Origin of the sequence: Streptomyces violascens, assembly GCF_014649955.1 — a bacterium.
GTDB classification, from domain to species: domain Bacteria; phylum Actinomycetota; class Actinomycetes; order Streptomycetales; family Streptomycetaceae; genus Streptomyces; species Streptomyces violascens.
This window is the reverse complement of record NZ_BMUA01000014.1, coordinates 63192-84816: the sequence shown is the minus strand read 5'-3', so window position 1 is coordinate 84816 and position 21625 is coordinate 63192. Positions and strand designations below refer to the sequence as shown.

17 protein-coding genes and 1 tRNA gene are annotated in these 21625 nt (G+C 72.0%); 5 read left to right on the top strand and 13 right to left on the bottom strand.

Features of this window, described 5'->3' with window-relative positions; genetic code table 11:
* Positions 1 to 117: 117 nt before the first annotated feature.
* Positions 118 to 4323 (top strand): PAS domain-containing protein, encoded by a 4206-nt coding sequence (locus tag IE206_RS25310; RefSeq protein ID WP_189965834.1) that lies wholly within the window; start codon positions 118 to 120, stop codon positions 4321 to 4323.
* Positions 4324 to 4548: 225 nt separating this feature from the next.
* Here the strand turns inward: IE206_RS25310 and IE206_RS25305 are convergent, their stop codons facing one another.
* From IE206_RS25305 to IE206_RS25265, 9 genes are all read right to left on the bottom strand, one after another.
* On the bottom strand, positions 4549 to 6204 hold the full coding sequence (locus IE206_RS25305) for a long-chain fatty acid--CoA ligase (protein WP_189965833.1): 1656 nt from the start codon (positions 6202 to 6204) through the stop codon (positions 4549 to 4551).
* 212 nt (positions 6205 to 6416) lie between these two features.
* Complete coding sequence (locus tag IE206_RS25300; protein WP_189965832.1) at positions 6417 to 6962, bottom strand: SigE family RNA polymerase sigma factor; 546 nt, start codon at positions 6960 to 6962, stop codon at positions 6417 to 6419.
* 353 nt (positions 6963 to 7315) lie between these two features.
* Positions 7316 to 8161, bottom strand: coding sequence for a DUF1906 domain-containing protein (locus IE206_RS25295; protein ID WP_189965830.1), 846 nt, complete (start codon positions 8159 to 8161; stop codon positions 7316 to 7318).
* A 189-nt stretch (positions 8162 to 8350) separates the two neighbouring features.
* Entirely contained in the window at positions 8351 to 9517 is a 1167-nt protein-coding gene (locus tag IE206_RS25290; protein ID WP_189965828.1) for a lipid-transfer protein, read from the bottom strand.
* Positions 9514 to 9915 (bottom strand): MaoC family dehydratase, encoded by a 402-nt coding sequence (locus tag IE206_RS25285; RefSeq protein WP_189965826.1) that lies wholly within the window; start codon positions 9913 to 9915, stop codon positions 9514 to 9516. The genes IE206_RS25290 and IE206_RS25285 overlap by 4 nt, the downstream gene beginning before the upstream one ends.
* On the bottom strand, positions 9912 to 11003 hold the full coding sequence (locus IE206_RS25280) for an acyl-CoA dehydrogenase family protein (RefSeq protein WP_189965824.1): 1092 nt from the start codon (positions 11001 to 11003) through the stop codon (positions 9912 to 9914). Before IE206_RS25280 ends, IE206_RS25285 begins: the two co-directional genes overlap by 4 nt.
* Entirely contained in the window at positions 11003 to 11959 is a 957-nt protein-coding gene (locus IE206_RS25275) for a bifunctional MaoC family dehydratase N-terminal/OB-fold nucleic acid binding domain-containing protein (protein ID WP_308433948.1), read from the bottom strand. The genes IE206_RS25280 and IE206_RS25275 overlap by 1 nt, the downstream gene beginning before the upstream one ends.
* 5 nt (positions 11960 to 11964) lie before the next feature.
* Entirely contained in the window at positions 11965 to 13128 is a 1164-nt protein-coding gene (locus tag IE206_RS25270) for an acyl-CoA dehydrogenase family protein (protein WP_189965820.1), read from the bottom strand.
* 233 nt (positions 13129 to 13361) lie between these two features.
* Positions 13362 to 13673 (bottom strand): hypothetical protein, encoded by a 312-nt coding sequence (locus tag IE206_RS25265; protein ID WP_189965818.1) that lies wholly within the window; start codon positions 13671 to 13673, stop codon positions 13362 to 13364.
* Positions 13674 to 14122: 449 nt separating this feature from the next.
* On the opposite strand from IE206_RS25265, the gene IE206_RS25260 reads away from it, so the two are divergent.
* On the top strand, positions 14123 to 14986 hold the full coding sequence (locus IE206_RS25260) for a bifunctional DNA primase/polymerase (protein WP_189965815.1): 864 nt from the start codon (positions 14123 to 14125) through the stop codon (positions 14984 to 14986).
* 95 nt (positions 14987 to 15081) lie between these two features.
* On the opposite strand, the gene IE206_RS25255 is transcribed toward IE206_RS25260, so the two are convergent.
* A tRNA-Ser gene (locus IE206_RS25255) sits at positions 15082 to 15166 on the bottom strand.
* Positions 15167 to 15216: 50 nt separating this feature from the next.
* Positions 15217 to 16734: a S1C family serine protease gene (locus tag IE206_RS25250; protein WP_226598980.1), complete on the bottom strand. Its 1518-nt coding sequence runs from the start codon at positions 16732 to 16734 to the stop codon at positions 15217 to 15219.
* 281 nt (positions 16735 to 17015) lie between these two features.
* Between IE206_RS25250 and IE206_RS25245 the strand changes: the two genes are divergently transcribed.
* The 3 genes from IE206_RS25245 (at position 17016) to IE206_RS25235 (ending at position 19666) form a co-directional block, all read left to right on the top strand.
* Positions 17016 to 17843, top strand: coding sequence for a glycerophosphodiester phosphodiesterase (locus IE206_RS25245; protein ID WP_189965813.1), 828 nt, complete (start codon positions 17016 to 17018; stop codon positions 17841 to 17843).
* A gap of 53 nt (positions 17844 to 17896) precedes the next feature.
* Positions 17897 to 18511: an ATP-binding protein gene (locus IE206_RS25240; RefSeq protein WP_189965811.1), complete on the top strand. Its 615-nt coding sequence runs from the start codon at positions 17897 to 17899 to the stop codon at positions 18509 to 18511.
* 189 nt (positions 18512 to 18700) lie between these two features.
* Complete coding sequence (locus IE206_RS25235) at positions 18701 to 19666, top strand: DUF5926 family protein (RefSeq protein WP_189965809.1); 966 nt, start codon at positions 18701 to 18703, stop codon at positions 19664 to 19666.
* A gap of 195 nt (positions 19667 to 19861) precedes the next feature.
* On the opposite strand, the gene IE206_RS25230 is transcribed toward IE206_RS25235, so the two are convergent.
* Both IE206_RS25230 and IE206_RS25225 read right to left on the bottom strand, forming a co-directional pair.
* Entirely contained in the window at positions 19862 to 20404 is a 543-nt protein-coding gene (locus IE206_RS25230; protein WP_189965807.1) for a hypothetical protein, read from the bottom strand.
* Between the two features lie 200 nt (positions 20405 to 20604).
* Complete coding sequence (locus IE206_RS25225; RefSeq protein ID WP_189965805.1) at positions 20605 to 21267, bottom strand: bifunctional DNA primase/polymerase; 663 nt, start codon at positions 21265 to 21267, stop codon at positions 20605 to 20607.
* Positions 21268 to 21625: the final 358 nt, after the last annotated feature.

Here is a 21625-nt window from a genome sequence, read left to right as displayed (position 1 = left end):
TCACACAACCTTGGTGAGAGCTCCCCCTCATCCGCCGTCGCTCGCGCATCCCCAGCCTTTAGACTCCCTCCCAGTGACAGGCCGCAAGGTGCAGTGGTTCAGGGAGGAAGCGTCGTCGTGAGCAGCAGGCCATCCCGAGGCGCTGCTCGCCTCGCAGCCATACTTGACGCCCTTCCGGACGGGCTCCTGCTCGTCAACTGCAACGGCACGGTCGTCAACGCCAACACCGTCGCGCTGGAAATGCTGGAGGCGCCCGGTACCGGGCTCGTGGGGCGGGGAGTTCTCGATCTGCTGCCCACCTTCGACTCCAAGCTCATCCCCGGCTCCATGCGCCGGCCCGAGAGCGAGGACGACCAGGGCCGCACCAAGCCCACCCGAATGATCGCGCGCCGCACCGACGGCACCGAGTTCCCGGTCGAGGTGACCAGCGCCAACCTGGAGGACGGGCGGGACGCGTACGCCTCCTACGGAAGCGGCGGCGGGCCCGGCTCGTACTCCGGCGACGAACTCCTCATGCTCGTCCTGCGCGACCTCTCCGGCACCGTCGACACCGAGGCGGAGCTCGCCCGTTCGCAGCGGCAGACCGAGATGATCCTGCGCGCGGCGGCCGAGGGCGTCGTCGGCACCGACACCGACGGGCGGGTCGTCCTGGTCAACCCGGCGGCCGCGCAGATCCTCGGCTACCGGGCCAGCGACCTCGGCGGGCAGGAGCTCCACCCGCTGGTGCTGCACTCGCGCGAGGACGGCGAGCCGTTCCCGTACGAGGGGAGTCCGCTCGCCGACACCCTCAAGTCCGGGCGCAAGCACCGGGTGCGCGGGCAGGTCATCTGGACCAAGAGCGGCGCCCAGGTGCCGGTCGACCTCACCACCGCGCCGGTGCGCGACGGCGACCTGCTCGTCGGCGCCGTCATGACCTTCACCGACCGGCGCCCGTTCGAGGAGCAGGCCGCCAAGCACGCGGAGGTCCTGGAGCGCGAGACCGCGCGCTACGACGCGCTCGCCGCCCGGCACCAGCAGCTGCTCTCGGTGCTCGCGGGCTCCCTGCGCGGGCCGCTCGACGAGCTGCGCGCCGAACTCGCGGCCCTCGCCGCCGACGACGCGGGCCAGCTGTGGCCCGAGGCCAACCAGGTCCTGCACCACCTCGCCGCCGGCTACTCCCGCATCACCACGCTCGTCGACAACGTCCTCGGCTACCAGCGGCTCGACGCCGGCAGCGAGGAGCTCAAGAAGACGAAGGTGCTTGTCGATTCGGTGGTCGGCGCCGGTGTCGACGGCGCCGTCGAGCTGATCGGGCCCGGGCGCGCCCAGTTCGCCGTGCACACCCCGCCCATCGAGGCCGAGATCGACGCGCCCCGCCTGGCGACCGCCCTTGCCCACCTGATCGCGGACGTCGCCGGGGTGGACGCGACCGGCAAGGCGCCGGTCGCCGCCGGTGGCTACATGGACTCCACCGTGGTCGTCGCGGCCGCGGTGCGCGGCGAGGTCGTACGCATCGAGGTGCGCGGACCCTACGCGGGCGGCGACCCGGTGCACGGGCCCATCGTGCGCGGCATCGTGAAGGCGCACGGCGGCGTCCTGCAGACCGTGGACGTGCCGGGCATGAGCGGTTCGGCATACGTGCTCGAAGTACCGCTCGGCGCGGGCGCGGGAACCGTCGAGGCGCCCCCCGCGCAACCGCAGCCCGACGAGGCGCTGCTGCCCGCCCAGCAGGACGGCGGCGGGCGGCGGCGGGCCCGGCGGTCGTCCACGGACGCGTTCCTGGAGAGCCCGGTCAGCGAGGAGAAGTCCCCGACCGGTCGTCGGCGGGCCCGGGCCGAGGGCGGGGCTGGGGACGGGGCTGGTGCTGGGTCGGGGGCTGGTTCTGAGGCTGGGGCTGGTGGCGGTTCCGGTCCTGGTGGCGCCGGTGTCGGTTCGCCTGTCGGTTCCGGTTCCGGGGTGCCTTCTGGTTCTGGCTCCGGTGGTGCCGGGGAGAGTGACGGTCCCGGCGGGGAACTGGCCCGGACTCCGGGTCAGCAGAACATCGAGGGTGCGGGCGGACGCGGGGGTGCTTCCGGTTCCGGGGACGCGTCCGGGGCCCCGTCCGGGTCCGGGCGGCGGCGTGGGCGGCCCAGTCCTGCCGAGCAGGCCGTCGAGCGGGCCACCGAACAGGTCTTGGGGCAGGCCGCCGAGGGTTCCGTCGTCACCGGTGCGGAGAGCGCCCGCGAGTCGTCCGGCATGGGCCGGGCCGCGCTGGGCGAGACCGTGCCGCCGCAGGGTGTGCCCACCGAGGCCACGGGACGCCGGGCGCGCCGTGCGCTGCCCGCTACTTCCTCCGCCGAGACACCGGCCGGCTCTTCCTCCGGCTCCCCCGAGAACGCTGCCGAGCCGACCGGGCGCCGGGCCCGGCGCGCGCTGGGTGCCGCGCCGGGCGGGGGCAGCGCTGCGAGCGGTTCCGCGAGTGGTTCTGCGAGCGGGCAGGAGGGCTCGGTGCGGACCGCGTTCGCGCTGCCGCCCGCCGATGCCGACCGGGCGCCACATCCGGCTCCCGTTCCCTCGACCCCGACTCCAGCTCCGGCTCCGGCTCCGGCCCCGGGTGGTGCGGCCGGCGCTGCCGCGCCGGGGCGTCGTGACTCCGTACGTTCCACCGGTTCGGCACGTTCTGCGGAGGAGGCTGGGCAGGTCGGTGCTGGGCATGCGGGTGCGGGGCACATGGATGCTGCTGAGCATGTGGGTGCTGGGGCTGTGGGTGCGGAGGCCATGGGTGGCCGGGCTATGGGTGCCGGGCCTGTAGGCGCTGGGGCCATGGGTGTTGAGCCCACGGGTGCTCAGGCTGTGGGTGCCGGCCATGTGGATGGCGCCGACTCCATGGGTGCTGGCCCTATGGGTGCTGGCCCTATGGGTGGCGGCCACATGGGGGCTGAGCCCACCGGTGCCGGGCACATGGGGGCCGACCCCACTGGCCCCGCCGGGTCCACGGGGGCCAACCCCACCCCGGCCGGGCCGGGCCCGAACCTCCCCGGCCGCACCAACCCCGCCCCCGGCGACCCGCTGGCCGATCAGACCCCGCCTCAGCCGCACCCCGCCGAGCAGCCCGAGTGGGCGGCCCGCGCGGTTCCGGCGCCGGGTGCGGCCGGTCCCGTACCGCCGCACAACCAGAACCAGGCTCAGCCCAGCCAGGCTCAGGGCAACCAGCCCCAGCCCGTACCCCAGCCCTCTCCCGCCAAGCCCGCTCGACAGCCGCTGCCCGCCGAGACTCCGCCCGGGGGCATCCCGGTCGCCGGCGGGGACACACAGGGACGGGCGTTCAGTGTGCGGGCGCTCGGGCAGAACGCGCCGTTCAGCCAGGCGCAGGCCCAGGCATCGGCCCAGACCTCCGGCGGCTCGCTCGGCTCCGGGCGCCGGCGCAAGCTCGGCACGCCCCCCGAGGGCGTCGAGCGCCCAACCGAACCGGCCGCCCGGCCGCACCCCGTACTCCCCTCGCCCCCCTCGGAGGGCCGGGGCCGCGCGTACGCCATCGGGGCGCCCGACGAGGGTGCCGAGGGTCCCGAGCCGCTGGACGGGCCCGGCGGCGCCGTCGAGGTGGCCAACCGGCCGCAGCCGCAGCCCATCGACGACGAGCTGCCCCCCGAGCCGCTCGACAACCCGCGCCGGCTGCTCGTGTGGCCCGCGCCCGACGTCTCCACCCAGCAGGCGCTGAGCGAGCGCGGCTACCGGCCCGTGGTCGTGCACTCCCGCGAAGAGGTCGACGCGCAGATCGCCGCGTTCCCCGCCGCCCTGTTCGTCGACCCGCTGACCGGCCCGATCACCCGTACCGCGCTCCAGTCCCTGCGGCAGGCGGCGGTCGCGGCCGAGGTTCCCGTCCTGGTCACGGCGGGGCTCGGGCAGGCGACGCGGGAGGCGGCGTACGGCGCCGATCCCGCCGTCCTGCTCAAGGCCCTCGCGCCGCGCGACAGCGAGCAGCACCCGTCGCGCGTCCTGCTGATCGAGGAGCACGAGGAGATCGCGCTCGCGCTCACCGCGACCCTTGAGCGGCGCGGCATGCAGGTCGCCCGCGCCGGCACCGACTCCGAGGCCGTCACCCTGGCGGCCCAGATGCGGCCGAACCTCGTGGTGATGGACCTCATGCAGGTACGCCGCCGACGTGCCGGAATCGTCGACTGGCTGCGCGCCAACGGCCAGTTGAACCACACCCCGCTGGTCGTCTACACCTCGGCCGGCATCAACCAGGCGGAACTCCCGAAGCTCTCGTCGGGCGAGACGGTCCTGTTCCTGGCAGAACGCTCCACGAGCAGCGAGGTCCAGGGCCGCATCGTGGACCTTCTGGCGAAGATCGGAACGAACTAGCCTCGCGGTCGGGGGGCTGGCTGAGGCCGGACAGTCGGCCGCGGGTCGGCCGCGGCTGCTCGCGCAGTTCCCCGCGCCCCCAGGGGTTCTGCCAGTCCCGGTCAGCCGCTCAGCCAGCAGCCCATGTCGGCAGGCCGACGGACATCAGGTGCGCTTCAGGGGCGCGGGACCGCGCGACCAGCCGCGGGCGGCCCGCACCCGAACATCCCGCACCCAGCGGAGCGCCTAGCGGAGCAGGGTCACATCCAGCTCCCCATCCGCGTACTGCCGCCGGATCACCTTCTTGTCGAACTTGCCCACGCTCGTCTTCGGCACCGCCTCGATGAGCGCCCAGCGCTCAGGGAGCTGCCACTTGGCGATCTTTTCGGCGAGGAAGGCCTTCAGGACCGCGTAGTCCGCGGTGGCGCCCGGCTTCAACACGACCGTGGCGAGCGGGCGTTCGCCCCATTTGTCGTCCGGGACGGCGACGACCGCCGCCTCGGCGACCTCGGGGTGTGCCATCAGCGCGTTCTCCAGCTCCTGGCTGGAGATCCATTCTCCGCCGGACTTGATGACGTCCTTGGCGCGGTCGGTGAGGGTCAGGTAGCCGTCGGGGCTGATCACGCCGACGTCGCCGGTCCGCAGCCAGCCGTCCGGGCTGAACTTGTCGTCCGGGCGGAAGTCCTCGCCGCCCACACCGCCGAAGTACGCGCCCGCGATCCAGGGGCCGCGCACCTCCAGCTCGCCCGCCGACTCCCCGTCCCAGGGCAGGAATTCGCCGCCGGGCCCGGCAAGGCGCGCCTCGACCCCGGCGGGGAAGCGGCCCTGCGTGATGCGGTACGGCCACTGCTCCTCGGCGCTCAGCCCGGCCGGCGGGTTGGACATCGTGCCGAGCGGCGAGGTCTCGGTCATGCCCCAGGCGTGGCAGAGCCGTACGCCGAGCTTGTCGTACGCCTCCATCAGCGACGGCGGACAGGCCGCGCCGCCGATCGTGACCCGCCGCATCGAGGTGAGGTCGCGCGGACGGGCGGTGACCTCGGCGAGCAGGCCCTGCCAGATGGTGGGCACGGCGGCCGCGTGCGTCGGCTTCTCGCGCTCGATCATGTCGGCGAGCGGCGCGGGCTGCAGGAAGCGGTCGGGCATGAGCATGCTCACGCCGGCCATGAAGGTGGCGTGCGGCAGACCCCAGGCGTTCACATGGAACTGCGGCACCACGACCAGCGTCGTGTCCGCGTCGGTGAGCCCCATCGACTCGGCCATGTTGACCTGCATGGAGTGCAGGTAGATCGAACGGTGGGAGTAGACCACGCCCTTGGGGTCGCCGGTCGTGCCGGAGGTGTAGCACATGGCGGCGGCGCTGCGCTCGTCCAGCTGCGGCCAGTCGTACGTCGTCGGCCGGCCGGCGAGCAGTTCCTCGTACTCGTGCACCTGCGGGCCCGCGCCGTCGATGTCGTCGAGCAGCGAACGGTCGCCGGGCCCGGACACGACGAGGTGCTCCAGCGTCGGCAGGTGCGGGAGCAGCGGGGCGAGCAGCGGCAGCAGCGAACCGTTGACGATCACCACGCGGTCGGCGGCGTGGTTGACGATCCAGATCAACTGCTCGGCGGGCAGCCGCAGGTTGAGGGTGTGCAGCACGGCGCCCATGGACGGGATCGCCAGGTACGCCTCGACGTGCTCCGCGTTGTTCCACATCAGCGTCCCCGCCGCCTGGCCGTCCTCGACGCCGAGCTCGCGCAGGGCGTGGGCCAGCTGAGCGGCCCGGGCACCGATCTCGGCGAAGCTGCGGCGGTGCGGCTCGGCCTCGCCGGTCCAGGTCGTGACCTGGGACGTGCCGTGGATCGTCGACCCGTGGGTCAGGATCCGCGAGATCAGCAGCGGTACGTCCTGCATGGTGCTCAGCACGGCGTCCTCCCGGTGAGCGCTACGGTGCGCTCTGCGGCGATAGGGGTGTGCCGAATTCTGCTCACGTACCGCGCGGTATGTCACTACCCGGGAGTAGTTTCAGCCGCGGATCCGCGAAGTTACCTGCAGAAACCTTGGCCGGGCGCCCGGTCCGTGGCCAAGCCCGTCACACCGCGTCACCGTGAACGCGTCCCACCGACGCCGGGCGGGCGTCAGCGTATGGGCTCCAGCTCCGGGTCCTCGCGGAGCTTGCCGAGCGCGCGCGACACCGCGCTCTTGACCGTGCCGACCGAGACCCCGAGCACCTCGGCGGTCTGCGCCTCGCTCAGGTCCTCGTAATACCTGAGGACGACCATGGCCCGCTGGCGGTCGGGGAGCTTCATGACCGCCCGCCACATCGCGTCGTGCAGCACCTGCCGGTCGGCCGGGTCGGGGCCGGGCACGGCCTCCGGCTCGGGCAGCTCGTCGCAGCAGAACTCGTCGACCTTGCGCTTGCGCCACTGGGAGGTGCGGGTGTTGAGCAGCGCGCGGCGCACATAGCCGTCGAGCGCCCGGTGGTCCTCGATCCGGTCCCAGGCGACGTACGTCTTGGTGAGCGCCGTCTGCAGCAGGTCCTCCGCATCGCTCGGGTTCGCGGTCAGCGAGCGAGCGGTGCGCAGCAGCACGGGGCCCCTGGCGCGGACGTACGACGAGAACGACGAGTACGCGTGGTAGGGCGTCGCCGCTCGGGAGGCGCTGGTGCAGACGGGCGTTGTCATGTCTCCACGCTATGAGCGCCGAGGCCCGCCGGGATCGGCCCCAGGTCCCGAAGCGGTGTCCGCCTCAGGTTGTAGGGGTGGGGGTGGCCACACCTCCTGAAGGTGGAGGACGCATCCCCGGCCCTCAGGGTTCACCCTCCCGGTCGGACGCCGCGCCGGCCCGCGCGCGAGCGGCCGGAACGCCCTCCGGCACAGCCGGTGCGGCGGGCTCCCGACCACCGGTTCAGCCGGTCCGGGCGAGGTGGAGGCACCCCGGCCCCCGGTCCGGCCGAGGTGCAGACCGACGGGCCTCCCTCGGCCCATCCGGTCAGCCGATCCGGACGACTCCGGACGACTCAGCCGATCCGAGCTACTCAGCCGATGCGGGCGACGGGTGCGTCGACCTGGTTGCGGTCCACGACCAGCCGGTATCCGCCGTGCGACTCGGCGGCATCCCCCGCGTACTGGTGGATCCGCATGTGCTGCCAGGCGTTCTTGTGCAGCGACGCCTCCTGGTAGATGGCGGGGCCGGTGTGCCAGCGGGCGAACCAGATCGCCGCCGGAAGGTCCTTCACCCCCGCCAGCCTGGCCTGCTCCATCTGCCGTACGCCGGAACCCGCGCTGCTGTAGAACCCCGGCAGGTAGCCCCGCGCGCGCACCTCCCGGTTCCAGGCCCGCACGAAGTCGAGCGTGGTCCGGGCGCAGGAGGCATTGCCCACGTTGTACGCCTCCAGGTCGAGGTAGAGCGGGCTGCCGGACAGGATGCCGAGCGCCCGCGCCGCCTGGACGGCCTGGCCCCCTTCGGACCTGCCCTGCTTCACCGGCTGCTTGCCGATCCGCACTCCCTTCTTGTTCTGCGCGTACACACACGGAGACTGCGAGCCCACGAACACGGGCAGCACCTGCCAGCCCATCCGGTGCACCTGGGTCACCCAGCTCTTGTTCAGGTTCCGCTGCACCGGGCAGTGCCGGCCGCGGCCCGCGTAATAGACCCCGACGGCGCGGTACGGCGAACTCCGCCAGGCCCGCATCGCGGCCGACGAGGGCGCGTTGCAGATGTCGAAGGCCGCGCCCTTGAAGGGCGGGGCGGCCAGCGCCGCCGCCTGTTCCTCCTGCCTTTCGTCCTGCCACTCGTCCGCGACCGCGGCGGGGGCCGGCAAAGCGGCGAGGGTGAGCAGAGTGGCGGCGAAGGTGGCGAGGGTCAGCTTGAGACGGCGCATGGCCCGAGTGAACGACCGCCTGCCCGGACCGGCCACCGCTCGGCCCACCGCCTCCGCCGTCCGAGCACAGGATCAGTCGGCCGGGCCAGTTTCGGCCCGGTGACCGGCCGGCCGATCCGGGCCAACCAGCCGGGGGTCATGAGCCCCTGATGCTCCCTCAGTCCCCGCTGATCGTGTCCTGACGGATCCTCAGCCGTCCCTTCCCAAGACGAGCCCCGACGTCGGGACGCCCGTACCCGCCGTGACCAGGACGTGGGCCGCGTCGGATATCTGGTTCACGGACGTGCCCCGGATCTGGCGGACCGCCTCCGCAATCCCGTTCATCCCGTGCAGGTATGCCTCCCCCAGCTGCCCCCCGTGCGTGTTGAGCGGAACCCCGTCCGCCGCCACGAAGTCGGCCGCCTCACCCGGTGTGCAGAAACCGAACTCCTCCAGCTGCATCAGCACGAATGGCGTGAAGTGGTCGTACAGGATCGCCACGTCCATCTCGGCGGGGGTGAGCCCGGACGTCCGCCACAGCTGTCGCGCGACCACCCCCATCTCCGGCAGCCCGGCAAGCTCGTCCCGGTAGAAGCTGGTCATCGCCTCCTGTCGGCGGCCGGCCCCCTGCGCGGCGGCGGTGATCACGGCGGGCCGCTGCCGCAGGTCCCTGGCCCGCTCCGTGGTGGTGACGACGAGGGCCTGGCCGCCGTCGGTCTCCTGGCAGCAGTCCAGGAGCCGCAGCGGCTCGACGATCCAGCGCGATGCCGCATGGTCGGCCAGGGTGATCGGCTTGCCGTGGAAGTAGGCCGCCGGGTTGTTCGCGGCATGGCGGCGGTCGGTGACCGCGACGTGGCCGAACGCCTCGGGCGTCAGGTTGTAGGTGTGCAGATAGCGCTGGGCGGCCATGGCCACCCAGGACGCGGGTGTGAGCAGCCCGAACGGCAGCGACCAGCCGAGCGCCGCCCCCTCCGCCGACGGCTCACGCTGCTGCACACCCGAGCCGAAGCGTCGACCCGAACGCTCGTTGAACGCCCGGTAGCAGACCACCACTTCGGCCACACCGGTCGCCACCGCGAGGGCCGCCTGCTGCACGGTGGCGCAGGCCGCGCCGCCCCCGTAGTGGATCCTCGAGAAGAACGACAGCTCGCCCATGCCGGCCGCCTGCGCGACGGTGATCTCCGGGCTGGTGTCCATGGTGAACGTGACCAGGCCGTCCACGTCCGAGGGCGCAAGACCCGCGTCGTCGAGCGCCGCGTGAACCGACTCGACCGCCAGCTTCAGCTCACTGCGCCCCGAGTCCTTGGAGAACTCGGTCGCCCCGATCCCGGCGACGGCCGCCCGCCCGCCGAGCGAATCGGCCTTGCGCACGCTCATGACTCACCCCCGGCGCGCCCGGGGACAGCCACCCGCACCGTGCCCGTGACGTGATTCCCCAGCCCGTTCGCCCCCGTCACCCGCACCTCCGCGACCTCCCCCTCCACGGCCGTCACCGTGCCGGTCAACGTCATGATGTCCCCCGGGTAGTTGGGTGCGCCGAGCCGTATCCGCACGGACCGCAGCCGGGCCGTCGGACCGAAGTGGTCCGTGATGTACCGGCCGACCAGGCCGTTGGTGGTCAGGATGTTCATGAAGATGTCCGGAGACCCCTTCTCGCGCGCGATCTCCGCGTCGTGGTGCACGTCCTGGTAGTCGCGGGAGGCCACCGCCCCGGCCACGATCAGCGTCCTGGTGATCGGGATCTCCAGCGGCGCCAGCTCGTCTCCGGCCTTCACGCCCCCACCCCCTCTCCCCTGTCGGCCCCCTCGGCCGAAGGCCGCGCCTCAGCCGCCTCCGCCAGCTTCTCCGTCACAATCAACTCACCCAGTTCCGCGAGGAGTTCACCCCCGCACCCCAGATACGCGTCGAGCTGCCGCCCCCACAGGAAGTGCCGGTGGACAGGGTGTTCCAGGTCCGCGCCGAGGCCGCCGTGCAGATGCTGGCCCGCGTGCACGACGCGGGTGCCCGCCTCGGACGCCCACCACGCCGCCGTCAGCGCGTGCGTCCCGTACCGCAGCCCCTCGTCCCGCCGCCAGGCCGCCTCGTAGGAGGTCACCCGTATCGCCTCGGTGTCCATGTACGCGTCGGCGGCGCGCAGCAGCACGCCCTGGTTGGTGGAGAGCGGCCGGCCGAACTGCTCCCGGGTCGTGGTGTGCCGGACCGCCCTGGCCAGCGAGCCCGCACACACCCCGGCCTGGAGCCCCGCGAACGCCGTCCGGGCGGTGGCCAGCACGTCCTCGTACGCCTCCGCTCCGCCCACCCGCTCGGCCGGGGTGCCGTCGAGCGTGAGCCGCCCGGCCGACCAGGGCGCGGTCGTCTCCACGGCCTCGGCCCCCGCATCGGCGACCCGCACCAGCCACAGGCGGCGCTCCTCGTCCGGGACCAGCACATGCGTGGCGTCCCGCAGCCACGGCACGAGCGGCACGACCCCGGTCAACTCGCCCTCCGCCGTCGCCCGTACGCGCCCTCCGGACGCGGGGAACGCCCCGGTCGCCACGGCGCTGCCCTCGCGCAGGGTGGGCAGCAGCCGTTCGCGCTGTTCTGCCGTGCCGTGTGCCGTGAGCGCGAGCACTCCGTAGACGCAGCTCGCCGCGAACGGGACCTGGGCCGTGGTCCTGCCCTGCTCCTCCAGGGCGAGGACCAGGCCGAGCAGCCCGACCTCCTCGACGGCCGCCACGAGGCCCGCCCCGCACAATGCCTTCCACAGCTCGGCATCGGTCCCCGTACCGGCCGCGGCCAGCCGCTCGTGCGTCGAAAGGTCGCCGAAGATCTGCCCGGCGAGCTCGCGGACCGCCGACTGCTCCTCGGTGGGCGTGAAGTCCATCAGGCCACCTCCGCCCGGAACACCGGGAGCTCCAGCTCATCGTCCACTCGCCGGAATTCGAGCCGCACCGGCATCCCGATCCGCACCTCGTCCGCCGCCACCCCGACCACATTGCTGATGATCCGCACGCCCTCCGCGAGCTCGATCAGGCCCACCGCATACGGCGGGTCGAAGGCAGGGAACGGGGGGTGGTGCATCACGACGTACGAGAAGACCGTGCCGCTGCCGCTCGCCCCGACCGTGTCCCACCGCCCCGAACCGCAGGCGTTGCACCCCGGCAGCCAGGGGAAACGCAGCTCGGCGCACTCCTCGCAGCGCTGGATCAGCAGCCGGTGCTCGGCGATGCCCGCCCAGAACCCGGCGTTGTCCCGGTTGATGACCGGCCGGGGCCGCAGAGCTCGCAAAGGCGCCTGTTCCGCCTCCCTCCCCTCGGCCCGGCCGGGCCCCTTTCCAGGCGAACTCCGTTGCGCGGGCGCGTACTTGAGAATGCGGAAGCGGTGCGTGCCCGCGAGCTCGCCGTCCACCGAGACATCCATCCGTGTGGTGACGAAGTGCCCGGTCCCCAGCTTGGTGGTCTTGCGCTCGGACACCGTCTCGATCACCGCGTCGTAGGAGACGCGGTCGCCCGGCCTCAGGTCACGGACGTACTCCTGCTCGCAGTCCGTCGCCACCACCGAGGTGAACCCGGCGCCGTCGAGCAGCTCGAACAGCTCTTCGTAGCCGGAGGTGCGGCCCGTGCCGTCGCCGTGTCCGGAGAGGCCGCCCATCGTCCACGCCTGGAGCATCGTGGGCGGCGCTATGGCGTCCGGCCCCGTATACGCGGGATGCGTGTCGCCCATGGCCTCGCACCAGTGCCTGATCATCGGCTCGTTGACGAGGTCCTTGCCGACCCCCGCGGTCGCCGCCGGCTGTCCCTCGAACTTCTTCAACCGGCCAAGGAAATCCGCCTCGTTCACCCCGCTCACCTCTTCCCCCGTTTCATCCCGAGCCGCATCGTCGCGACGATCTCCCGCTGCACCTCGCTCACCCCGCCCCCGAACGTGTTGATCTGTGCCGCCCTGTTCATCCGCTCCAGCTCCCCGTCCCCGAAGGCGCCGGGCGAACCGCCCCTGATCAGGCCCGCGTCCCCCACGATTTCCCGACACATTCGATACGTTTCGACCGCGGACTCCGTTCCCGTGAACTTCACGCCGCTGGCGTCTCCGGGCGCGAGATTCCCGGCCCCCACATCGCCCACCAAACGCCAGCTGAGCAGGCGATTCACCGCCAGCCGGGCATGCGTGGCGGCCACCTTCGCCCTCACCCATTCATGGTCAACCGGGCGCCGAGAAGTCACCGGATCGGGCGTACACGCATACGCCAGCGCGGCCTCGTAGAAGTCCTCGGCCTGCATGCCGATCGCGGCGAGCGCGACCCGCTCGTGGTTGAGCTGGTTGGTGACAAGCCCCCAGCCCGCGTTCTGCTCGCCGACCAGGTTTCCCAGCGGCACCCGGATGCCGTCGTAGTACGTCGCCGTGGTGGTCAGGCCGCCGACCGTCTCGATCGGGGTCCAGGAGAATCCGGGCGCGTCCGTCGGCACCAGGATGATCGAAATCCCCTTGTGCTTGGGTGCGTTGGGATCGGTGCGGCAGGCGAGCCAGATCCAGTCGGCGTTCTGCGCGTTGGAGGTGAAGACCTTCTGCCCGTCGACCACCCAGGACTCCTCGTCCCGTACCGCCTTGGTACGCAGCGAGGCGAGGTCGGTGCCTGCCTCCGGTTCGCTGTAGCCGATGGCGAACACGAGGTCGCCGCTCAGGATCCTGGGCAGGAAGTACGCCTTCTGCTCGGCGGTCCCGTACTTCATCAGGGTCGGGCCGACCGTGTTCAGGGTGACCATCGAGACGGGTGCCCCCGCCCGGTAGGCCTCGTCGAAGAAGACGAACTGCTCGTCGGGGCCGCGCCCCTGGCCGCCGTACTCGACGGGCCAGCCGAGCCCGAGCAGCCCATCGGCGCCGATCCGGCGCAGCAGCGCCCGCTGCTCGTCCGGTCCCGCCCCGAGCGGGGGACCTTCGGGCAGCAAGCGGGCGAAGTACGTGCGGAGTTCGGCGCGCAGCCGCTCCTGTCGCTCGGTCGGGGCGAGGTGCACGACGGCGGCCTTTCCGTGCGTACGGCGACTCCGTGGGTCCGTCCGCACACGGCACGGACAGATCCACGGACCAGGGTTTCTGACTGTCCGTCAGATTCAGCCCCACTGTCAATGCCCCGGGCAACGGCCGGCGTCGCCGCCCGCATGCGAGCGGCCCGGGTGACGGTGCCGAAGCACTGTCACCCGGGCCGCCGATCACCCCATGGACCGGACCCCGCGACGGGGGAGGAGGCTCACCACAGGCGGGAGAAGTTCACGGCGACGTTCCCGTTGCCCTGGTTGATCGACGTGAAGGCCGAGTCGTTCACCTGGGCCGTGTTGCTCTGGTTGGTGGCACCTGCTCCGACGGCCTGCTGCTGCGTGGTGGACGAGTTGCCACTGTTGTCGTGGCCGACCCCGCTGCCGCTGACGGTGGCTACCGCCGCGTTCGATCCGTGGCCCGCGAGGGCGCCGTTGTCGGCGGTGGCCACACCCGAGAAGAGGGCAGCGGCCAGAGGCAGCGAGGCAACGGCGGCGAGGACGCGGGCGGTACGGATGCTTGCCATGTCAATTCCTCCAGGAACCAGAAGTACGGGTAGTTCGGCTCGTTCCAGGTCGGGCCTACTGGCTGTAAGTACGGCCTGGTCCAAGGCAGTTGGCCGACCGCCCCGGACGCTGTGACGACGTCGCGAGATCAGAGTTGCCCACCGAATCCCCGGCGAACCAGTCACCGCAGCATCTTTCGCCCGCAAGCGTGAGGACATGTCGATAAACCCTCAATGCGCTCCCAAAGCTCCGGCCACGGCTCGATCGCGGGCGCCGGAGCCGCCCCCACGCAAGCGAAGAACCGTTTCAGCTCGGATTCGGCCAATCTTCGACCGCCATCGAAAACTCGCCCGGAGGACACCGATACGGCACCGGATCGCCGTGCAGGCCGTCCCGGACAGCTCCGGAATCGCGCCGGTCACCCCTGGAAGGGATTCCCTTTCTCGAACATTCGTACGAACATGGAGCCATGGCCACCATCGACCGGCAGGCCGCCACCCTGGCCCTCGCCCACGCCCTGTCCGCCGCCGAGCGCGGCCTGCCCGTCATCCCGCTGTCCCGCACCAAGCTCCCCGCGCTCCCCTCGCCGCACCGGGAGGAGCCCCGGCCGGTGCTCTGCCGGGGCGAGTGCGGGCTCACAGGGCACGGGGTGCACGACGCCACCACCGACCCGACCGCGGTGCGCGCGCTGTTCGCGGCCGCACCCTGGGCCACCGGCTACGGCATCGCCTGCGGGCGCCCGCCGCACCACCTCATAGGCATCGATCTCGACACCAAACCCCCGGCGGCCGATGCGACGGCCGCGCTCCAGCACCTGGCGCTGCGGCACCTGTTCACGATCCCCGAGACCGTGGTCGTGATCACTCCGAGCGGGGGCCGGCACATCTGGCTGACCGGGCCGTCCGGCGCTGTCGTGCCGAACTCCGCGAGCCGCCTCGCCCCCGGCATCGACATCCGGGGCGCCGGCGGCTATCTGGTCGGCCCCGGCTCGCTGAGCACCCGGGGCGTCTACCGCCTCGCCCCCGGCACCGCCCACCTCGGCCCGGCCCCCTGCCCCGGCGCCCTCCTGGACCTGCTCACGCCCGCCGCGCGCCCTCACCATCCGCAGCAGCATGGTGATCACCAGGGGCAGGGCCTGGTCCAGTTCGTGCTGGCCGCCCACGAGGGCCAGCGCAACACCCGGCTGTTCTGGGCGGCGTGCCGCGCGTACGAGAACGGCATCGGCGAGGAGCTGACCGGCGCGCTGGTATCGGCCGCGACACGTACGGGCCTCACCGAACGCGAGGCCCTCGCCACGATCGCGTCGGCGGCCAGGATGACCACGGCCCGGTGACGGGCCGGGGCGCCGAGGAACGTGGCGGGCATGCGAAAGGGGCGCCCCGGACATCCGGAACGCCCCTTCTCCGCAGGCCCTTGGGCCGGCACACGCGGTGGGTGTGGGATTTGAACCCACGGTGACTCGCGCCACGACGGTTTTCAAGACCGTTCCCTTAGGCCGCTCGGGCAACCCACCCACGCCCCGCCGACCAGCGGCGGAAGCGGCTACAGCCTACCGGCAACGGGTCAGTTGCTGTCGCCCTTGCGTTCGCCGAGGGTGATCGTGACCGTGGTCTCCTTGCCGTTGCGCTGGTACGTGAGGGGGACCTGGTCGCCCGGCTTGTGCGTCCAGATCTCGCTGATCAGCGTCGGACCGCTGTCGATGGGCATGTCGCCGAACTTGGTGATGACGTCGCCGGGCTTCAGACCCGCCTTGTCCGCCGGGCCGCCCGGGGTGATGGGCTGCTGGCTCGCATTGCCCTGCGTGGAGATCTGGGCGCCGTCCGCGCCGCCGCCCGGGGCCGCGCCGTTGCCCTGCTGGATGCCGACCGAGGCGCCGATCACCGGGTAGACCGGCTGGCCGGTCTTGATGAGCTGCTCCGCGACGTTCTTCGCCTGGTTGATCGGGATGGCGAAGCCGAGACCGATCGAACCCGCCTGGGACTGGCCCATGCCGCCGGTGCCCGCCGACTGGATCGCCGAGTTGATGCCGATGACCGCGCCTGCCGAATTGATCAGCGGGCCGCCCGAGTTGCCCGGGTTGATGGAGGCGTCGGTCTGCAGGGCGCTCATGTACGAGGCCTTGGAGTTCTGGCCGTCGCTGGAGGCCACCGGACGGTTCTTGGCGCTGATGATGCCGGTGGTGACGGTGTTGGAGAGGCCGAAGGGAGCGCCGATCGCGATCGTCGAGTCGCCGACGGCCACCTTGTCGGAGTCGCCCAGGGCCAGCGGCTTCAGATCCCCCGGGGCGTTCTTCAGCTTCACGACGGCCACGTCGTAGCCCTGCGCCCGGCCCACCACTTCGGCGTCGTACTTCTTGCCGTTGGAGAAGGTCGCGGTCAGCTTGCCGCCGCCGCTCGCCGCGGAGGCCACCACGTGGTTGTTGGTGAGGATGTGGCCTTCCTTGTCGTAGATGAAGCCGGTGCCCGTGCCGCCCTCACCGTCGGTGCCCTGGGCGTCTATCGTCACCACGCTGGGCAGCGACCTGGCGGCCACGCCCGCGACCGTGCCCGGGTCGCGCTTGAAGTCCTTGGGGGTGTCCGAGGACGCGACCGTGGTGGAGCCCGAGCCGTTGCCGTCCCGGTCCGCGGCGAAGTAGCCGATGGCTCCGCCGATGCCGCCGGCCACCAGGGCGGCCGCGACCACCGCGGCGATCAGCCCGCCGCCGCGCCTGCGCGGGGCCGGGGGCTGCGGGGCGCCCCAGGGCTCGCCTCCATGGCCCGCGCCGCCGCCTCCGTAGGAGGGCAGCGTGGGCGGGGGCGGCGGCCAGCCCGCTCCGCCGCTCTGCGGGGGCGCCGACTCGTGCGCCGCGTACGCCGGCTGGGCCGGGGCTCCCGGCGTCGCCGGCATCGGCTCGGTGACCGGGTCCGGGCCCGGCTGCGGGGCCGGCGCGGACGCCTGCGGTACGGCCTCGTGGACCGGCGTGCTCTCCGCCTCGCCGGCTGCGGCATCCGAGTGAGCGGGGGCAGCGGGAGGTGCAGCAGGTGCAGACGACGGGGCAGGCGGGACGGCCGGGACCGCGGTGCCCTCGTTCTCGGTGCTCACAGCTTGCTCTCCTCGGTTTCCACTCGGCCCTGGGGGCGGATCGTCGGGCTGGCTGATGTCGGTGGTACGGGTGGTGCTCGGTGTGCGGGTGGTGCTCGGTGGTCGTGCCGGGCGCCGGCGTGGAGCCTCGGCGACAACCATGGTGCGCCAGGGGTCCGACATCGGATCCTGCACTGTGCGGATGACCGCGCTCAGCTTTTCCCACCGCACGTCAGGCCACTGTAAGCAGGAGCTGTGTATTCGTGCGCCAACCTGTGACCCGTCGGTGGCACGATGACGCGGTGACCCATGCACGGCAGCACAGCCCGCACACCCCAGACCCCGCCCGCGTCCAGGTGGTAGCCCATCGAGGAGCCTCCGAGGACGCCCCCGAGCACACTCTCGCCGCGTACATGAAGGCGATCGAGGACGGGGCCGACGCCCTGGAATGCGATGTCCGCCTCACGGCCGACGGGCATCTCGTCTGCGTCCACGACCGGCGCGTCAACCGCACCTCCAACGGCCGCGGCGCCGTGTCCACCCTGGAGCTCTCCGAGCTCGCGGCGCTCGACTTCGGCTCCTGGAAGGACAGCGAGGAGAGCCCGGACTGGGGGGACCGCGAGTTCACCTCCGTACTGACCCTGGAGCGGCTGCTCGAACTCGTCGCGGACGCCGGGCGCCGGGTGGAGCTCGCCATCGAGACCAAGCACCCCACCCGCTGGGCCGGGCAGGTCGAGGAGCGTCTCCTCGACCTCCTCAAGAGGTTCGGCCTCACTGAGCCGCCGCCGGCCGGTGAAACCTCCCCGGTCCGCATCATGAGCTTCTCGGCGCGCTCCCTGCACCGGGTCGCGGCCGCGGCCCCCGACATCCCGACCGTCTACCTGATGCAGTTCCTCTCCCCGCGGCTGCGCGACGGGCGGCTGCCGGCCGGGGCGCGGATCGCGGGCCCCGGCATGCGGATCGTGCGCAACCACCCGGCTTACATCGAGCGGCTGCACCGCGCCGGGCACCGCGTGCACGTCTGGACGGTGAACGAGCCCGAGGACGTGGATCTGTGCGTAAGCCTCGGAGTGGAGGCAATCATTACCAACCGCCCGAAACAGGTCCTGTCCCAACTGGGCCGCATGTAACGCCCCTTACAGGGAGTGCACCGGCGCGTTCGCTCCGTATCCGATCGTGACGAATGCGTCGCCCGTCGTCGGTTGGCCGGTTTCCGGTCCAGTCCATTGGGGCATCCACACCGTGGCGTGGGGCGAAGGAGGTCTCGGGGGTGGCGTTGGTGGTGGCACAGGAGGTGCCCACGTCGTCGAGCATGGCCGTACCCCATGGCCCTGCGGGCGTGGGCAAGGCGAGACACCGGATGCGTGAGCAACTGCTCGGCAGCGGGGTGTCCGAGCCGGTCGTGGACGATGCCGTTCTGATCCTTTCCGAACTGCTCAGCAATGCCTGCCGGCACGGCAGGCCGCTGGGGCGGTCGGACATAGGCGACGGCGACATCGAGGCAGCTTGGCGAATCGACAAGACAGGGCGGCTGACGGTCGAGGTGACGGACGGGGGCGGACCGACACGGCCCGTCCCGTCGACGCCGTCGGTGACCGCGCGCGGCGGCCGGGGGCTGAACATCATCAGCGCCCTCGCCCAGGACTGGGGCGTCCGGGACAGCGCGTCCGGCGAGGTCACCGTGTGGGTGATCCTCACCACGGGGCATCGTCACGACGATTTCGCTACGCGCGTCACAGGGCCGGGAGCTGCGGTGGCGGGCCTGGAGTTCGCGGACGCGTTCGACGACCTGGACTGAACAACCCCGGGCCAGGGGTCTGGCAGGCGCGTACGACCGGGGCAGCGCGCGTTACGGCACCCGGAGGCATGCCGACCGCCTCCGGGCCGGGCCGGGCAACCGGCGCTGCCGCCCCTGGCCGTTCCCTACGGCTAGGCTCGCGCCCGACACAGCGACACCGCACCACCGCAGTCGGGAGAGAGCCACACCATGGCCAAGAAGCGTCCCCAGGCGAAGGCCGTCAAGCCGCAGATCAGCGACGGGGAAATCCCGGTCGTCGGGGCTCGTGAGCCCTGCCCCTGCGGCTCCGGCCGCCGTTACAAGGCCTGTCACGGGCGGGCCGCCTCGCATGCCGTGACCGAGCTGGTCCAGCGCCCCTTCGAGGGCCTGGCCGGCGAGTGCGACTGGGTCGCGCTGCGCGAACTGGTCCCGGCCGCGACCGTCCCGCTGACCCTGAAGGACGGGCTGCCCGAGGGCGTGCCGTCCGTGACGCTGGCGACCGTGCTGCCGATGGCGTGGCCCGCACTGCGCCGCGAGGACGGGTCCGTGCTGATCGGCCTGCAGAACGAAACCCCCTCCGGCGACATCAGCCGCGACCTCGCCGACACGCTGAAGCGCGCGCTGGTCGCCGAGCCCGGCTCGCCGGTCGCCGCCCGGCGCGCCGAGTCCGACGGCGTACGCCTGCAGGACCTGCTCGACCCGGCCGCCGCGTTCGAGCCGGAGGTGCACACCGGCTTCGAGTTCTGGGTGCCGGACGCCGACAGCGCCGCGACCGAGGTGGCCGCCTCCCTGGAGCGCGCCAACGCCGCCGCGATCCCGACCGTACGACTGAAGTCGGTCGACTCCTCGTACTGGTGCGAGACCCCCGAGAAGAACCACCTGCGATGGGTCATGCCCTACCCCGAGGAGAAGCTCCTGGACGCGCTCGCTCGGCTGCACGCGGCGGGGACGTCCTCGCTCGGCGAGGGCACCCGGCTCGTCGGCTCCTTCCGGGCACACGGCCTGACCGTGCCGGTCTGGGACCTGCCGAGCGACATGGGCGCCGAGGAGTGCGAGAAGCCGGCCGCCGAGTTCGCCGAGCGGCTCGCCGGGGCGCTCGCCAACGAGGAGCCGCTCACCGCGGACGAGCGCCGGGCCCGTGGCGGGCTCACCAACCGCCAAGTGACCCTCAGCTGAGAGTGACGGCGGGGACGGTTTCGGTCGACCGACAGGTGACTCCTGTCACAACTCACCGTACGCACAGGTAAATCGGTGTCCGAATTACCGAGATCGAATTTGCGAACGACAGATCTCTTGTTACCGTTCTAAGAGCCCGGTCGCTGGTGCATCCCCCGTCGCCAGCGATCGGGCCCTTCCATTTACCGGTTCGGGTCAACGAGCCGTGGGTTCCGTGGAGTTGCTACCGGAACGCAGGAGCAGCGGTGAGTCCTCTCGCGCCCCGGAGAACTCCGACACCGCCGAATACGCCTCCGCTCCGGCGAACCGCCCCCGCTCGTTCTGGTGCGGGGTTTCACAGGAATCCGGCTGGTCGTCGGCCGCCACCTGGCAGTTCGTCTCGACGGTCCGGCCGTCCGGGCCCATCAGCGTGAGGACCGCGCGCAGCTCCTGGCCGGTGGCGTTGCGGTAGTAGGCGCGCGCCCAGATGTCGCGCCCCTGGTTCAGTACGCAGGTCTGCGCCTCGACCCCTTCGGGAGAGACCAGTTCGGGTCCGCAGTGCGCGGCGGCGTCCTCGGGAGCCGGCAGCAGTGGCTTGTTCACCCGCGCGAGGGCGTGGCTCAGGGGGCTTTTTGCGTCATCCGACGCGCCCCCGCTCTCGGGCCCTCCGGCGGGCCCGGCGGAGGCTGCCAGCGGGAGCAGCACGGTACCCACCACTACGGCCGTGAGTCCGGCCATGCGGAGGTGCTGGAGATTCATGGAGGGACCCACCTGCTCTGGAATTCCTGATGGTGGGCCGAAGGTATCCACGGAAACCGCGCGCCCCCTGGTGCGCTCCCCCAATTCCCCTACAACCAGGGCCCGCTCACACACGAAAGAGTGAAGGCGGCTCGGGAACCGAACCGCCTTCTCGCTCATTGGGCATCCCGGCTCCCGCGTGCTTCCGGGGCCGCCCGTTCTCAGTACGCCAGCCGGCTCCCGCCGTCCGGTGCGCTGGTGCTCGCCTCGACCAGCGCGTCCACCACCGTCTCCACGTCCGGCAGCCAGGGCCCCGCCGCTCCCAGCGGGGGACGCTCCCAGCGGATCTGGCCCTTGCCGGTCTGCGACGGGGGCAGCACCAGATATCCGCCCGCGCTGTGGAAGCGGAGCGAACTGGGCACCCAGTCCTTGGAGTAGAGCAGCTCGCCCAGGCGCTCCATCGAATACGGAGCGACCAGGAGCGACCACCGGGTGGGGGTCGCCACGACCGGGCCGAGCCGTACGCCCATGGAGTCGAGGGCGGCGAGCGCCCGGGCTCCGGCGAGGGCGGGGAGACTGATCGCGCAGGGCGCGCCTGCGCCGGTGGCGAGCAGGACCGGCGCGGCCGGCCGGTTCGTCCACCACCAGCGGATCATGCGCTCGTCGGTGGTCGCCGCGAGCAGTACGGGGTCGAAGGGGTGCGCCCCGGGCACCACACATTCGGCGTCGGGACAGGCACAGCCGCGCCCGCCCGCGGCCAGTCCCACACCGGGGAGCACGGGCCATTTCCATCGGGTCGCACAGGTCAGCGCGGCGCCGAGCTGAGCAGCCCTTTCACTGCGCCGGAACCGGAACCTGCGTCGCCTTCCGAGGATCTCGCGCATGGGCGCTCGTTCCTTTCCGTTGAACGCCGAGTCCACATCACACCATGTGTGCTTCTCTTCACTGCGCGTACTTGCTCTGTGAGCTTGAGCCTGCGGTACGGGGAGCCCGCCAGGACCGATCATGGGCGGTCACCACTGGCTGCGACGGCCACTGCCCGTAACCATTTAAAGCATGGCGAAGGGTGGCGCGTACGTGGCGCTTGCCGTCCTGTGTGCAAAAACCCGGCCGCTCGGGGATGAGGCGTGGCCGGTCGGCTCTTAAGACGCTCAGGCCGGCCGCAAGGTTCCGAGGCATCCTCAACTGCCCCGGACCACACCGATTACGTACCCAACGCGGTTGAAACGACGCACAGTTGAA